Origin of the sequence: Roseovarius litorisediminis (assembly GCF_900172295.1) — a bacterium.
GTDB lineage: Bacteria > Pseudomonadota > Alphaproteobacteria > Rhodobacterales > Rhodobacteraceae > Roseovarius > Roseovarius litorisediminis.
The window spans coordinates 32,995-46,992 of the sequence record NZ_FWFL01000009.1 but is presented as its reverse complement, the minus strand read 5'-3'; the positions used below and the strand labels follow the sequence as shown (position 1 = coordinate 46,992).

15 protein-coding genes and 1 pseudogene are annotated in these 13,998 nt (G+C 58.8%); 9 read left to right on the top strand and 7 right to left on the bottom strand.

What is annotated here, in order from left to right; genetic code table 11:
* Positions 1-43 precede the first annotated feature (43 nt).
* Positions 44-202, bottom strand: a pseudogene (locus PEL8287_RS20365) (arsenate reductase/protein-tyrosine-phosphatase family protein); the annotation flags it as partial.
* Positions 203-505: 303 nt separating this feature from the next.
* Here PEL8287_RS20365 and PEL8287_RS15810 point away from each other — a divergent pair.
* Positions 506-1,198, top strand: a complete 693-nt coding sequence (locus PEL8287_RS15810) for an NAD-dependent deacylase (RefSeq protein WP_085893407.1) — start codon at positions 506-508, stop codon at positions 1,196-1,198.
* 60 nt (positions 1,199-1,258) lie between these two features.
* Here PEL8287_RS15810 and PEL8287_RS15805 read toward each other — a convergent pair whose 3' ends face one another.
* The 6 genes from PEL8287_RS15805 to PEL8287_RS15775 form a co-directional block, all read right to left on the bottom strand.
* Positions 1,259-1,732 carry a copper chaperone PCu(A)C gene (locus PEL8287_RS15805; RefSeq protein WP_085893406.1) on the bottom strand — a complete coding sequence of 158 codons (474 nt, stop codon included), beginning with the start codon at positions 1,730-1,732 and terminating at the stop codon, positions 1,259-1,261.
* Between the two features lie 46 nt (positions 1,733-1,778).
* Positions 1,779-2,126 carry a hypothetical protein gene (locus PEL8287_RS15800; RefSeq protein WP_085893405.1) on the bottom strand — a complete coding sequence of 116 codons (348 nt, stop codon included), beginning with the start codon at positions 2,124-2,126 and terminating at the stop codon, positions 1,779-1,781.
* A gap of 106 nt (positions 2,127-2,232) precedes the next feature.
* A complete protein-coding gene (gene rpmB, locus PEL8287_RS15795; RefSeq protein ID WP_085893404.1) occupies positions 2,233-2,523 on the bottom strand; it encodes a 50S ribosomal protein L28 in 291 nt (96 codons plus the stop codon).
* Positions 2,524-3,005: 482 nt separating this feature from the next.
* Positions 3,006-4,223 (bottom strand): methionine adenosyltransferase, encoded by a 1,218-nt coding sequence (locus PEL8287_RS15790; RefSeq protein ID WP_085893403.1) that lies wholly within the window; start codon positions 4,221-4,223, stop codon positions 3,006-3,008.
* 171 nt (positions 4,224-4,394) lie between these two features.
* The gene (locus PEL8287_RS15785; protein ID WP_217807692.1) at positions 4,395-5,042 is read right to left on the bottom strand and encodes a methyltransferase family protein; all 648 of its coding nucleotides are present in this window, start codon (positions 5,040-5,042) and stop codon (positions 4,395-4,397) included.
* A gap of 462 nt (positions 5,043-5,504) precedes the next feature.
* Positions 5,505-6,479 carry a glutathione S-transferase family protein gene (locus PEL8287_RS15775; protein WP_085893517.1) on the bottom strand — a complete coding sequence of 325 codons (975 nt, stop codon included), beginning with the start codon at positions 6,477-6,479 and terminating at the stop codon, positions 5,505-5,507.
* A gap of 298 nt (positions 6,480-6,777) precedes the next feature.
* Here PEL8287_RS15775 and PEL8287_RS15770 point away from each other — a divergent pair, with 298 nt between their 5' ends.
* From PEL8287_RS15770 to cobM, 8 genes are read left to right on the top strand one after another with little or no spacing between them, the layout of a single operon-like run.
* Positions 6,778-6,999 carry a DUF6732 family protein gene (locus PEL8287_RS15770; RefSeq protein WP_085893400.1) on the top strand — a complete coding sequence of 74 codons (222 nt, stop codon included), beginning with the start codon at positions 6,778-6,780 and terminating at the stop codon, positions 6,997-6,999.
* Between the two features lie 4 nt (positions 7,000-7,003).
* On the top strand, positions 7,004-8,218 hold the full coding sequence (locus PEL8287_RS15765; protein ID WP_085893399.1) for a sirohydrochlorin chelatase: 1,215 nt from the start codon (positions 7,004-7,006) through the stop codon (positions 8,216-8,218).
* Between the two features lie 38 nt (positions 8,219-8,256).
* Entirely contained in the window at positions 8,257-8,895 is a 639-nt protein-coding gene (locus PEL8287_RS15760; RefSeq protein ID WP_085893516.1) for a precorrin-8X methylmutase, read from the top strand.
* A gap of 57 nt (positions 8,896-8,952) precedes the next feature.
* The gene (gene cbiE, locus PEL8287_RS15755; protein WP_085893398.1) at positions 8,953-10,155 is read left to right on the top strand and encodes a precorrin-6y C5,15-methyltransferase (decarboxylating) subunit CbiE; all 1,203 of its coding nucleotides are present in this window, start codon (positions 8,953-8,955) and stop codon (positions 10,153-10,155) included.
* Positions 10,152-10,853: a precorrin-2 C(20)-methyltransferase gene (gene cobI / locus PEL8287_RS15750; RefSeq protein ID WP_085893397.1), complete on the top strand. Its 702-nt coding sequence runs from the start codon at positions 10,152-10,154 to the stop codon at positions 10,851-10,853. Before cbiE ends, cobI begins: the two co-directional genes overlap by 4 nt.
* Positions 10,844-12,652 (top strand): precorrin-3B C(17)-methyltransferase, encoded by a 1,809-nt coding sequence (gene cobJ / locus PEL8287_RS15745; RefSeq protein WP_085893396.1) that lies wholly within the window; start codon positions 10,844-10,846, stop codon positions 12,650-12,652. The genes cobI and cobJ overlap by 10 nt, the downstream gene beginning before the upstream one ends.
* Positions 12,649-13,179 (top strand): DUF6882 domain-containing protein, encoded by a 531-nt coding sequence (locus PEL8287_RS15740; RefSeq protein ID WP_085893395.1) that lies wholly within the window; start codon positions 12,649-12,651, stop codon positions 13,177-13,179. Before cobJ ends, PEL8287_RS15740 begins: the two co-directional genes overlap by 4 nt.
* Positions 13,176-13,949: a precorrin-4 C(11)-methyltransferase gene (cobM, locus tag PEL8287_RS15735; RefSeq protein ID WP_085893394.1), complete on the top strand. Its 774-nt coding sequence runs from the start codon at positions 13,176-13,178 to the stop codon at positions 13,947-13,949. The genes PEL8287_RS15740 and cobM overlap by 4 nt, the downstream gene beginning before the upstream one ends.
* Positions 13,950-13,998 lie beyond the last annotated feature (49 nt).

Sequence of the window (13,998 nt, the reverse complement as noted above, 5' to 3'; positions counted from 1 at the left end):
ACGCAAAAGCCCGATATTCGGTCTGGAACCCGCCATATCAGGATCAACCTATTGCAGCGTTCAGGCCCTTTACTGCCTGTTCAATCAGGTCAAGCGTTCCCTCAAAATCGTGCGTATAGTAAGGGTCTGGTATATGATGCTTGCCGGATTGCGGGGCGTAGTCGGTTAGCAACCTTACTGGCGTGTTGTTCCCTGCCGGGCGCGCAGACCGAAAAACAACGGCCCAGGCATGTCCCATTTCGTGCAGGAATATCGCAACGATCAGCATCGCGGCAAAGGTCAGCGTTCACGCGAAATTCCCACCTGAAGTGGAAAGATCAAAGAGTGCCAGAACAATCAGAGAACCGCCGATCTGCACAGGGATTCCCAAAGGGCCACGAAACTCATGAATTGGGTTCGTATCACGAAACATTGGAAAATCCCGGCTATTGGTTCAATCTATTTTTCAACCCTCGCACCGAAGCTCAGCTTTGACTTTATTCGGAAAATTCAGCGAAACTACGGCATGAAAAAAATAGTTATACTCACAGGAGCGGGCATTTCTGCCGAAAGCGGACTTGGAACATTTCGCGACGAAGGCGGGTTATGGGCAAAACACCGGATCGAGGATGTGGCAACGCCCGAGGCTTTTGCCCGTGATCCCGCTTTGGTCCACCGGTTTTACAATACCCGCCGTGCACAGGCAGTGCAGGCACAGCCCAATGCGGCACATCTGGCTCTGGCGCGGTTGGAAGCCGGGTTTGATGGGGATGTGCTGATCATTACCCAGAATGTGGATGACCTGCACGACCGGGCCGGAAGCCGAAATGTCGTGCAGATGCACGGCGCGCTGACGGGTGCGCTGTGTCAGGTCTGCGGGTTTCGCTGGAAAGCGCCTATGGAAATGCGGCCCTCGGATACATGTCCGGCCTGTAAGAAACAGACGACAAGGCCGGATATCGTTTGGTTTGGCGAAGTACCTTATGGGATGTCGGTCATAGACCCGGCCCTTGCCTCTGCTGACATCTTTGCCTCTATCGGCACCTCGGGGCAGGTCTATCCGGCGGCTGCTTATGCGCAGCACGCGCGCCGGATGGGCGCGCGGACGGTTGAATTGAACCTGGAGCCATCAGCCAATGCACGCGACTTCGATCAGCGCTTCCTGGGCCCCGCGTCAGAAATCGTTCCACGGTGGGTTGACGATTTGCTGACAGCCTAGGTCGGGCGCCCAAAGGTTTCGACGACGGCGGCAGCGCCGCCCGAGGAGGAACCTTCTGTCTTATTCAGTGTTCTTGTGTTTGTGGCCCATGCCGGGTTGGCGCTCCAGATCCACGGGCACCTCGACCTTGATATCACCCGCCTTTTCAAACGTCAGGGTCAGCGGGATCAGGTCGCCTTGTTTGAAAGGGACGTTAAGCCCCATGAACATCACATGGTTACCACCCCGCTCCATCATGATCATGCCTTCACCGGGCAGGGCAAATCCTTCTTTAACATGGCGCATCTGCATCACGCCTTCGCTGTTTTGCGTGTGGGTGTGCATTTGAACCAGTTTGGCCGCCGGCGATGCCACGCCGATCAGCCGGTCATCCTGATCCGAGCGGTTTTCGATCACCAGAAAGGCTGCCCCGGATTTTGCCACGGGTGAGGCACTGCGGGCATAGGAATCGAGGATCATGATATCTTGCGCGAAGGCGGGCAAGGCAAGTGTGGCGGCTGTCATGGCGGCTAGGACGGTTGATTTGAAAGACATTGCGCCTCTCCTTATTGTTGAACTGCTTTGAAGGGGAAAAATGTGATCAGGAAGCCAAAGGTGGCGCGCGCGCCTGGAATGCAGGGCGTTCGAAAATTTCGATTTCCGGTTTGATTTCAATAGTATGAAGCAGAGTGCTGTTTGCGAAATAGAGCGGCAAAGCCGCTGGCGAATCCAACGCCGCAAAAAGCGCAAGCGCATAGTCGGGGCAGATATGAACGGCACCTGTGGGCTGTCCTTGCGCATCAACCAGAACAGTCACCGGGCCCGTGCCTGTGCACAGAACCATCTGACCTGCCGGGCCTGGCGCACCGCGTGCGACAGCCGCTGAATGGCTGGTGATGGCCAGCATCAGGCAAAGGGCAAACCCCAGATATGGACGCATCAGTTTCATCTCAAGCCGATATAGGCACGCCTTTCGGCAAGAGGAAAGCGACAAAAGGAAACAGCCCTGCCGGTCTGGCAGGGCTGTTTGAAATTCCCGTCAAAGAAAGACCGTATCAGGCAGTAGCGACCTGAGCTTTGGCGATTTCTTTCTTTACTTTCAGCGCGTTCGCCGACAGTTCGGTATCTTTGGCCTTTGCAAGGTACGCGTCCAGCCCGCCCCGATGATCAACGCTGCGCAGCGCCTTTGCCGTGATCCGCAGCTTGATACCACGGTTCAGGGTTTCGGACTGCAGGGTCACATCATTCAGGTTCGGCAGATACCGACGTCTGGTTTTATTGTTGGCGTGGCTGTTGTTGTTGCCAACCATGGGGCCTATTCCGGTCAGTTCGCAGCGGCGCGACATGGGTTCATCCTCGTCTTTGCTGAAGGGGCGGCGGCGCCCCTCTCAATATAAATGGGCACCGCCAGAGGCAGCGCCCGGAATTCCGATCTCGCGGTCTTTAGGCGCAAAGAGCCTGGGCGTCAAGGGATTCGCCGTTGGAAAATGGACGCCGGGTTTCGTACGAAGCGTACGAAACGTACGTGAATTTCGTACGCGATCCGCGTCAGAAACGCCAGCCGACGTACGAAACGTACGAATTGTACGAAACCGGGCCATTCCCGCGCCTTGGGTTGATAAACAAAAGACGACTGTTTCGACACTGCCGGGACCCGGGCGGGTGGCGCATTTTTTGTCGCTTGCCACAAAATCGAATCCGATGAGACCCGGCATTGTGTTGCGTCCGGTCAGCGGGACAAAGCTGTCGTTCCAACGTTGTAAATTTCGTCGTGAACTCCAGGGCAAGTTGCTATGCCATCGCGGTTTTGCCTTGTGTGGTTTTCGCCCTATTTCAGGGGCCAGCGATTGAAACCAATCTCGCCGTTCAACGACTGTAACCATATCTGATCAAGGCGAGAGATTTGATCCGCGGCTATTTCTTGCGCGAAGTGTCGTGCATCCGGCATCCGGGCAGGATCGCGCAGCCGCAACTTGATATCCACTGCCTGAGGTTCGTTGACCGGCCTGCCGATCTCGCTGACCAGGAAGCACTGTGCTTCGATGACATCCGGTATCTCTTCCACAAGTGCATGCGCGACCAGCCCAGCGGCGAGATTGTAGAGTTTTCCAACATGGGTGATCGGGTTCTTGCCAGCGATCGATTCCATGGTCATTGGGCGATAGGGTGTGATCAATCCGTTTGCCCTGTTTCCGCGCCCGGCTTCGCCATCGTCGCCCGATTCCGCTGACGTTCCGGTCACAGTCATAAAAACACTCTCAGTGGCCACGTTGTCGGCCGCGTTGACGTTGACCACGATGTCCCTGTCGGTGAAGCGCCTGCCAATTTGCATGGCCATCTCAGCGACACGCGTTTTTGCCGCGCAATATTCATGCAGGCCTGAAACAAAACGATCGACGAACGCACAACCGATCGTCAGCTGGATGATGCCAGCATTTCGGACGCCCATGATCTTTATGTCTTCGCCGATCTCTGGATGGGCCGCTTTGACAGATGGTGAGTTCAGATGCTGCTCTAGCCGCAAAACGATCGTTTCCAACTCGCTCAGCGGCGCGTAACCGACGCCGAGGGATGTGTCATTCGCCAGCGCAACCCCCTCTGAACGTTGACGCAGGAACAGATCGACCAGATCGGGTGAACCGGACCTCGTCAAAGTATGGAAAACCGCGTCTGTTGTCGGGTCGAGGGCGTGCATATGCTGCCGCAGCCAGGTCGTTGCGGCTTCATGGAACAATTTCTCGACCGGCACCTTGATGCCCTTGAACTCGGCCGTGGCGCGCCCCGCAACAAAGAACTCGAAAGGCTGTTTCACTTCGCCGCCGCCGAAAGCCGGGCGTGCGCTACCGCCCCACAATAGCGCCTTGTCGACGTTGTGGTGAAGTACGAGGCCGAACCGATCCAGATAGAAACGGCAAAGCGAAAGGCTGAATTGTTCGGCAATGGCGTCGCAAATGCTGTCCGGGTGCCCAAGGCCTTTGCGCTCGACAATTTCCACGTCGAGCGTTTCCACTTCAGGCGTATCAAGTGTCGTGACCGTCGGCTTCATATTTTCTGAGTACTACAAAAACCGTTCCGGCCATACAGGTTGTTGGGCAAGGTCTGCATTCTCGGGTTCCAGCCCCTAAGAGAATATGCCCGTGCACGCCCCTGTCAGGCGGTGCACTGCTTTCCCGGCTGACCGTCACCCGTGATCCGGGGCGCCTATCATTCCGGATGCTCAGAATATCCCGGGAAGCAACCGATAGCGCACACGACGTGCATAGTCGCGATAGCCCGGCAACTCTTCTTGCAGGGTTCGGTCTTCAAGTACCGTTCTGAGTACCGTGATGATTGTCGCCGCAGCCACAGGAAACAGGGTCCAAACCGAATCCAGAGCAAGAACAATGCCGAACAACGGGAAGATACTTCCCGCATAGGCCGGATGCCGCACAAACCGATACGGACCACTGTCACATACCACATGTCCCCGATCCGTCTGAACGAGCACCACACTGTAGAAAAAGCGGTTCTCGGCCAATGACCATGCCCCTAAAAAATATCCAAGCGAGATCAAGATGAAGCCAACGGCATTGACCCATAACGGAAATTCGGGAGACCAATGGTAACGGTGGTCCAGCCCTGCGACGATGACAAGGGGGAATACGATACTCACCGCCATCAGTGGCGCGAGCACTTTGTCCCAGGCTTTTGCATTTTGGTAATTCTCAATATTTTGTCGTTCGGCGGTCAACCCGGGATGCCGCTGTTCCGCCCACAGACGCCCACCAATGCCAGCCGCAACGATCAGAAGGGAATAGAGCCACGCCTGCCACCAACCGAGGTCCCCGCCGCAGACCAATAAAATCAGCGGGATGAGGAAATACACCACGACCAATCTCATCCACCGGAGATGGGATATAGATTGAGCTGAACTTTGACTTTCCCTTTGCGCTGACATCGCAACCCCGACTGAAAACAATTGCAAGTGTATGCCCAGCTTTGGTGGGTCTCAAGCATGCACCGTCTGGCTCAGGTTGCGGCAGCCGGCCGGGATGTTCCGGCTTCCGCCAAGTGATCTATTCAATCATTTTATAGCAGGAGATTTGTGTCTTTCTGCGAAAGCAAGCTCTCACTGCTTCGCGACGAATGTTGCAGGGAGTAAGCAACAGCTGGAAAGGGCTCAAAGCGGTCATTTAGCCATGCTTTTCAGGTTTGGTTTCAATTGTGAAGCCAAGGACACAGAGCGACCCTTGTTTCAATTGCAAGTTCACTCGCCCCGAGCCCCGGAACGCCGGGGGCAAGTTTGTGACAAGGGATTGCCGCTGGACGAGGGCGGCGCCGAAATGCTTTAGCCGCGCCCATGTGGCGCGTCGAAATCCGGGTCGGGGTTGATCGGGATAATCCGGTTCGGGTTTATCGTGTCATGGCTGTAGTGATAGTGGCGCACGATGTGATCGAAATTCACGGTGCCCGCCACGCCCGGCCATTGATAGAGTTCACGCAGGTAGCCCCACAGATTGGGATAATCGACGATCCGTGCGCGATTGCATTTAAAGTGCAGGTGATAGACCTTATCGAACCGGATCAGAGTGGTAAAAAGACGCCAGTCGGCTTCGGTTATCTTGTCGCCCACCAGGTAGCGGTTTTTGGCCAAATGCTGTTCCAGCCAGTCAAGGCTGTCGAAAAGCGGATGCACGGCGGCGTCATAGGCCTTTTGCGTGGTGGCGAACCCGGCCTTGTAGACGCCATTGTTGACGGTGTCGTAGACGCGGGTGTTAACCGCTTCGATGTCGTCGCGCAGGTCCTGCGGCCAGTAATCGTCGGAGTTGCCCGTCAGATCATTGAATGCCGAATTGAACATGCGGATGATCTCGGACGATTCGTTGGACACGATGGTTTCACGCTCTTTGTCCCAAAGGATGGGCACGGTGACGCGCCCCGAAATTTCAGGATCGGCCTTGAGATATAAGTCGCGCGCGAAAGGCAGGCCGTAAAGCGTATCGCCGGTTGCGCCAGCATAATCCCTGTCAAAGGTCCAGCCATCGCCCATCATGTCGGGATGCACGACAGAGACACCAATATGATCCTCCAGCCCCTTGAGTACCCGGAAGATCAGCGTGCGATGCGCCCAGGGGCAGGCAAGCGAGACATAAAGATGGTACCGCCCGGATTGCGCGGCAAAGCCGCCCTTGCCCGAAGGGCCAGGGCTGCCGTCGGCGGTGATCCAGTTGCGGAATTTCGCGCCGTCGCGGACAAATTTACCTTCTGTCTTTTCAGTGTCATACCAGGTGTCCTGCCAGACACCATTCACCAGTTGGCCCATGATCATCTCCTTTGATCATGACATAGGGCGCGGATCCGAATGCGGTAAGACCCTTGACTGCGCAGGTCACGTGCAACGATGCACATGTCGGAAACGGCGTTGCCGGGGGCGTTTCTTCGTTTGCACCGCATTCCAGCCGGGCCTATAAGCCCTTTAATGACGAAGCCCGACAAAGGGCCGGAAAGGTGTACAGAAACGGGGCTGACCCATATCGGGGGCCGGTTTGTGTAGTCGTCAGGGCGGGTAGCATCGCCTTTTCCCTTTTCCGTTGTCGAAACTGCAAGACGGGGGGACCCTGATGAAATACGCGATGATCGTTCTGAGCCTGCTGACAGGCACCGCAGCCAAGGCGCATCCGGGCCATATGGCCGAAGCGGCAGGCCATGGTCACTGGCTGGGTGCTGCCGCCCTGGGCGCTGCGATTGCCATCGGTCTTTGGGCCGGGCTGAAAGGCCGCAAGCCGGCCGCCGAGGCGCAGACCGAGGATGAGACGGCTGACGAAGAATTGCAGGAGGCCTGAGCCCATGACCAAGACCGGTGTAATGATCTGCGGGCATGGTTCGCGGTCGCAAAGTGCGGTGGATGAATTTGCGACGCTGGCCCAGAAGCTGCCGCCCTACCTGCCCGAAGGCTGGGAGATGGAGTATGGCTATCTGGAATTTGCCAATCCGGTCATCCGCGACGGTCTGGACAAGTTGCGCGAAAAGGGATGCGACCGTATTCTGGCCGTCCCTGGCATGCTGTTTGCAGCGATGCATTCCAAAAATGATATCCCAACCGTGCTGAACACCTATGCTGCCAAGCATGGCATCGAGGTCAGCTATGGCCGTGAGCTGGGCGTGGATCCCAAGATGATCGCCGCCGCGGGCGCGCGGGTGCGCGAAGCACTGGACCTGGCCAATGAAGAACTGGGCGAAGTTGCCCTGCATGACACCTGCCTTGTGGTCATTGGGCGCGGTGCGTCGGACCCGGATGCCAACAGCAACGTGTCCAAGATTGCACGTATGCTGCAGGAAGGTATGGGCTTTGGCTGGTGCGAGGTGGGTTATTCCGGGGTGACCTTCCCGCTGGTCGAGCCCTGTTTGGAACATGTTACCCGGCTGGGATATGACCGGGTGATCGTGTTCCCGTATTTCCTGTTCTCGGGCATCCTGATTGACCGGATTTATGGCTTTACCGACAAGGTCGCCGCCGAATACCCGGATATCCAGTTCGTAAAGGCGGGCTATCTGGGCGATCACCCGAAAGTGCTGGAAACCTTTGCCGAACGGGTGACCGAACAGGTGGGGGCAGTGCCGCCGCCCAATTGCGGGACCTGCGCCTATCGGACCCAGATTCTGGCTATCGAGGGTGAGGAAGTTCGGGAAATCACAGCCGATGAACGGGCCGGTCATCCGGCCTTTGGCGCCGTACCGCCGCCGACCTGCGTGATGTGCAAATATCGCACGCAAGTGCTGGGATTCGAGACCGAGGTGGGCGCCGTGCAGGAAAGCCATCACCACCATGTCGAAGGGCAGGGCGCCTCGGCACCCGGTTCGAATGTCGAAGATTGCAAGCTTTGCGATACATTCTGCACCGGCCTTTGTCGGCTTGAGGCCCAAAGGCACCACCATCACCACCATCATCATGACCACGGTCATGATCATGCTCATCACCACCATCATGATCACGATCACCCAGAATATCCGCATGCTGACCACCCTCACGGGCCGGAAAGCGCACGTAAGAACCGGGTGTGACGGGTGGAACGATTTTTCTGCGAAAAATCGGGGGTCTGATGCGACCTTACGAAAAAAACCCTTCGTCTATTTATGCTGAAAGTTTTGCCACTGTTCGGCGAGAGGCGCGGCTGGAGCGGTTCGGTTCTGGAATGGAAGCACTGGCGATCCGGTTGATTCATGCCTGCGGCATGGTCGAGGTGGCTGACCGGCTGGCGTTTTCCGAGGATATTTACGCCGCAGGACATGCGGCATTGCAGGCCGGTGCCCCGGTGCTGTGCGATTGCGAAATGGTCGGAGCGGGGATTATCCGACGTTATCTGCCCCGCGAAAACGAGGTGATCGTTACCCTAAACGACCCTCGTGTGGCGGGCATCGCAGCAAGCATTGGCAATACACGATCGGCTGCCGCGGTTGAACTGTGGACGGACCATATGCAGGGGGCGGTCGTGGCCATCGGCAATGCTCCCACGGCACTGTTCCATCTGCTGGAACTGCTGGATCAAGGGGCGCCGAAACCTGCGGTGATCCTGGGTTTCCCTGTGGGATTTGTCGGTGCAGCCGAATCCAAGGCGGAACTGGCCGCGAATCCACGGGGATGTAACTACGTCGCCCTGCGTGGACGCCGCGGGGGCTCGGCGATTGCAAGTGCTGCCGTGAATGCGTTGGCGGTGGGAATTCCAGAGGGCGCTGAATGAGATTTTTCGCAGAAAAATCGTCTGGTGAAAATTCTGCGAATTTTCCGGGGGTTTGCGATGTCTGACCCCTGGCTTCATATCGTTGGGATCGGCGAAGACGGGATGGAGGGGTTATTGCCAGCCACCCGTGCGGTTGTCAAAGCTGCCGAGGTTATTATCGGAGGAGATCGTCATCACCAGCTATCGGACTCGGTGAGCGCCGAACGGGTGGCTTGGCCGTCGCCGTTCGATGCGCTGACTGACATGCTGAAAACGATGCGCGGCCGTCGTGTGGTGGTTTTGGCAACGGGCGATCCCTTGTGGTTTTCTGTGGGGGCACGCATTGGCCGTGTGATTGACCCTTCAGAGATCACCTATCACCCGCAGCTATCAGCTTTTCAACTGGCCTCGGCCCGGATGGGCTGGTCAATGGCAGATGTGGAAACCCTTACCGTACATGGCCGCCCGGTTGAGCAGATGATCGCTTTTATCCAGCCGGATGTGCGCCTGCTAATCCTGACCACGGGGGCTGAAACGCCCGGGCAGATCGCGCGGTTTCTTACCGCGCGCGGATTTGGTGGCTCAAAGATGACCGTGCTGGCGGCGATGGGTGGCAAGGACGAGGCGCGGTTTGACGGGTTGGCAAAAAGCTGGGATCACGTGGTGCCCGCCTTCAACACCCTGGCGGTGGAGTGCGTCGCGGCACCTGATGCGGCGTTGTTGCCCAGGGTGCCGGGCCTGGCGGACGAATTGTTTCAAAGCGATGGCACGATGACCAAGCAAGAGGTGCGCGCGGTCACTCTGGCAAAGTTGATGCCGATGCGCGGGGCGCTTTTATGGGACATCGGCGCCGGCTGCGGCTCGGTCGCAGTGGAATGGATGCGCAGTGCGCGCTATGCCCGTGCCGTGGGGATTGAGCCGCGTGCCGACAGACGGGCCATGGCGGCAGCTAATGCACTGGCGCTGGGAACACCCAAACTGGAACTGATCGAAGGGCGGGTTCCGCAGGCGCTGCAAGGGCTTGAGCCGCCCGATGCGGTCTTTATCGGCGGGGGGCTGAGCCGTGACACGTTCAAGGCGGCCTGGACCGCGCTGCGTCCGTTGGGGCGGCTTGTGTGCAATGCCGTGACGCTGGAAAGCGAGGCTTTGTTGCTGGACCTACACAAGGAGCACGGGGGGCAACTGGTGAAGTTGCAGGTCAACCGGGCTGAACCGGTGGGGCCGCTCACCGGGTGGCGTCCTTTGATGCCGGTCACACAATGGAGCCTGATCAAGAGATGAGCGGTGTTTTGTACGGTGTTGGACTTGGCCCCGGTGATCCAGAATTGATGACGTTGAGGGCACATCGGTTGATTTCGCAGGCGGCTGTTGTGGCCTATCCGACACTGGCCGGGGGCGAAAGTTTTGCGCGCTCTATTGCGGCGGATATCATACCGGCAGGTGCGGATGAAATTGTGATGGATGTCCCGATGACCACGGCGCGGGAACCGGCACAGGCGGCCTATGACAAGGGCGCGGCCGAGATTGCCGCCGCACTGGAATCGGGCCGCGATGTGGTGTGCCTGTGCGAGGGCGATCCCTTTTTCTATGGCTCTTTCATGTATCTTTTTGCCCGGCTTTCTGACCGCTATGAGGTGCAGGTTGTGCCCGGTGTCACCTCGATTACCACCTGTGCGGCGCGTGCGGGCATGCCCCTGGCGGCGCGCAATGAGCGGCTGACGGTGTTGCCGGGGCCGCTGCCTGAAGATGAGTTGCGCGCGCGGATTGATGGCGCTGAAAGCGTGGCAATCATGAAGGTGGGGCGGCATTTGCCCAAGATTCGTTCTGTGATTGACGCCTTGGGTCTGACCGATCACGCGATGTATATCGAACGGGCCAGCCTGCCCGACGAGGTGGTTTGCCCGCTGGCGGACGCCCCCGAAAAGGCACCGTATTTTTCCATGATCCTGTTGACGAAAGGGGCCGACCCATGGCTGTGAAACCTGTTGTTCTGGCGCTGAGCCGCTCGGGTGAGGATGTCGCACATCGCGTGGCCGGGCTGATTGACGCGCAGGTGCACGGGCGCGAGGGGCGCGTGGGCAGGGCCGATGCGTTTTTTCCCAACGCGCTGGATCATGTGCGTGATCTGTTTGCCGCCGGAGTGCCGGTGGTGGGGGTCTGTGCCAGCGGTATTCTTATTCGGGCTGTCGCGCCCTTGCTGGCCGACAAGACGACCGAGCCGCCGATTGTTTCGGTCAGTGATGACGGCAGCGTGGTTGTGCCGTTATTGGGCGGGCATCGCGGAGCCAATCGTCTGGCGTCAGTGATCGCCGAGGGACTGGGTGCTACGGCAGCAGTGACCACGGCGGGCGATGTGGCAATGGGTGTGGCGCTGGATGCCCCCCCCGCAGGCTATCGTCTGGCCAATCCCGCAGACGCAAAATCGGCGATGGCGGTGATGTTGTCGGGCGCGGGGGTGACCGTGACTGGCGAGAATATCTTTGATATCGAAGATCAGGGCGGCGCGGTTGAACTGATCGTCAGCGAGGCGCCTCAGACAGGGGGCGAAGAGCGGCTGGTTTATCACCCACAGCGCTTTGCGCTTGGGCTGGGCTGTGCACGGAACGCCGACCCCGAGGAGCTGTGGCAACTGGTGTGTGACACGCTGGAACATGCCGGTATTGCCAAGGGGGCGGTGGCCTGTGTGGCGTCGATCGACCTTAAGGCGGATGAACCTGCGATGAACGAGGTTGCCCGCCGCCTTGGCGTGCCGTTTCGGTTGTTTACCGCTGAAGAACTGGAAGACAAGGCCGATGAACTGGCCAATCCGTCTGAGGTGGTGTTTGCCGAAGTGGGGTGCCATGGTGTCTCTGAGGGTGCGGCGCTGGCCTGTGGGGGCGACCTGGTTGTGCAAAAGCGCAAAACCGCGAATGCGACCTGTGCGCTCACCCGCAGCGAGACACCGATCACTGAATTCGCGGGTCGTGCCCGGGGTCGTCTGAGTGTTGTGGGCATTGGCCCCGGTCAGGCCGCGTGGCGCACGCCCGAAGTGTCGCGGCTTGTGGCCGAGGCGCAGGAACTTGTGGGTTATGGCCTTTATATTGATCTGCTGGGGCCGCTGGCCGCTGGCAAGGACCGGTCCGATTTTCCATTGGGCGGTGAAGAGGCGCGGTGCCGTTATGCATTGGAGCAGGCGGCCAAGGGCAGAAACGTTGCGCTGGTTTGTTCGGGTGATGCGGGCATTTATGCGATGGGCGCGCTGGTGTTTGAACTGCTGGATCGCGGCCCCGATGAACACGGCGTGTCCGATGCCGCGCACCGGGTCGAGGTGATCTGTTCGCCCGGCGTGTCGGCCCTGCAGGGGGCTGCGGCGCGGGCCGGGGCGCCCTTGGGGCATGATTTCTGTACGATCAGCCTAAGCGATTTGCTGACCCCGCGGGATGACATCATCCGGCGCCTGCATGCGGCAGCGACGGGTGATTTTGTCATCGCCTTCTACAATCCGGTGTCGAAAACCCGCCGCACCCTGCTGGCCGAGGCCCGTGATATCCTGTTGCAACACCGTCCGGGTGACACGCCGGTGATGTTGGCCAGCTCGCTTGGGCGCCCCGAAGAGCATGTGCGCTATCGGCGGCTGGATGAATTGCAGGTGGATGAGGTGGACATGCTGACGGTGGTGCTTGTCGGCTCCAGCAACTCACGTCTGGCGCAGATGGGCGAGGGGCCGCGTATGTTCACGCCGCGCGGCTATGCCCGCAAGATCGATGGCGACCTGGCGCAAAAGGATGTCGTGGGATGAACGGAATACTATTGGAATTTGCCGGGCGGATGGCCGATGCAGGCGCCACGCAACTGCCCGAATGCTTTCGCCAAATAGCGACAAATGCGCAGTTTTACCTGAAACCAAAAATGGCCGGGTGCGCGGTAGGCAAGCGTCTGGACGAGGTTTCGGATTTCAGTCTGAACCTTAAAAAGGGCCGGGTCACTTTTATGTTTCCTGATCAGCCTGATGTGTCGGCGGATGCGCAGATTGTGGGCACGTATGCGGATGATGGCACATGGATGTGGGGCTGGGGCCATCCGGATGTGCCGCAGCCGATGCAACAGGCCGCATGGGCCGTGCAGCAATTTGGCGAGCGGCAGGAAATCGAGGAACTGCTGAGCCGGGGCGGGCCCGTCGATGAGGCGGTTCTGGCTGATTATCTGGCGATCTGCGCCTATATCTCGGATGCTGATGGCGTCTATCTGGGTGCACATGGCGCAGGCGGCAGGGTGTGTGTCTGTTACTATCTGAATGATCAGCTTAAGGGGCTTTTGAGCGAATGACGGTTTATTTCATTGGGGCCGGTCCCGGAGACCCGGAATTGCTGACGCTCAAGGCGCAGCGCGTGATCGGCGAGTGTCCGGTCTGTTTGTATGCAGGCAGCCTTGTGCCGCCCGAGGTCGTAGCCTGCGCGCCCCAAGGGGCCCGCGTAATGGACACGGCCACGATGACGCTTGACGACACCCACGGCGAGATTCTGGCGGCCCATGCAAAGGGGCAGGATGTGGCCCGCGTGCATTCGGGAGACCCGTCGCTTTATGGCGCCATTGCCGAGCAAATCCGGCGGCTGCGCGCGGACGGAATCGACTATCAGATCATCCCCGGTGTGCCCGCCTATGCGGCGGCAGCGGCGGCTTTGGGTCAGGAACTGACCGTGCCGGAGGTGGCGCAGTCGATCATTCTGACGCGGGTGTCGATGAAATCGACCTCAATGCCTGATGGTGAAACGCTGGAGAACTTCGCCCGCACCGGCGCGACGCTGGCGATCCATCTGGGCGTGCGAAACCTGCGCGAGATCGAGCGTGTGCTGACGCCTTATTATGGCGCTGATTGCCCGGTTGTGGTGGCCTATCGCGTTGGCTGGCCGGATCAGATGTTCATCCGCGGCACGCTGAGCGATATTCAGGCCAAGGTACGCGCCGAAAAGATCACCCGCACCGCTTTGACGCTGGTTGGGCCGGTTCTGGGCGAGGTGCGCGATTTCACGGATAGCGCGTTATACGATCCAAAAATCCCGCATGTGTTGCGCCCAAAGGTCAAAATGAAGGCTTAATCCCCGAAAACGTTGCATTTTTGCGTGACCGTTACATTTCTCTGCGACA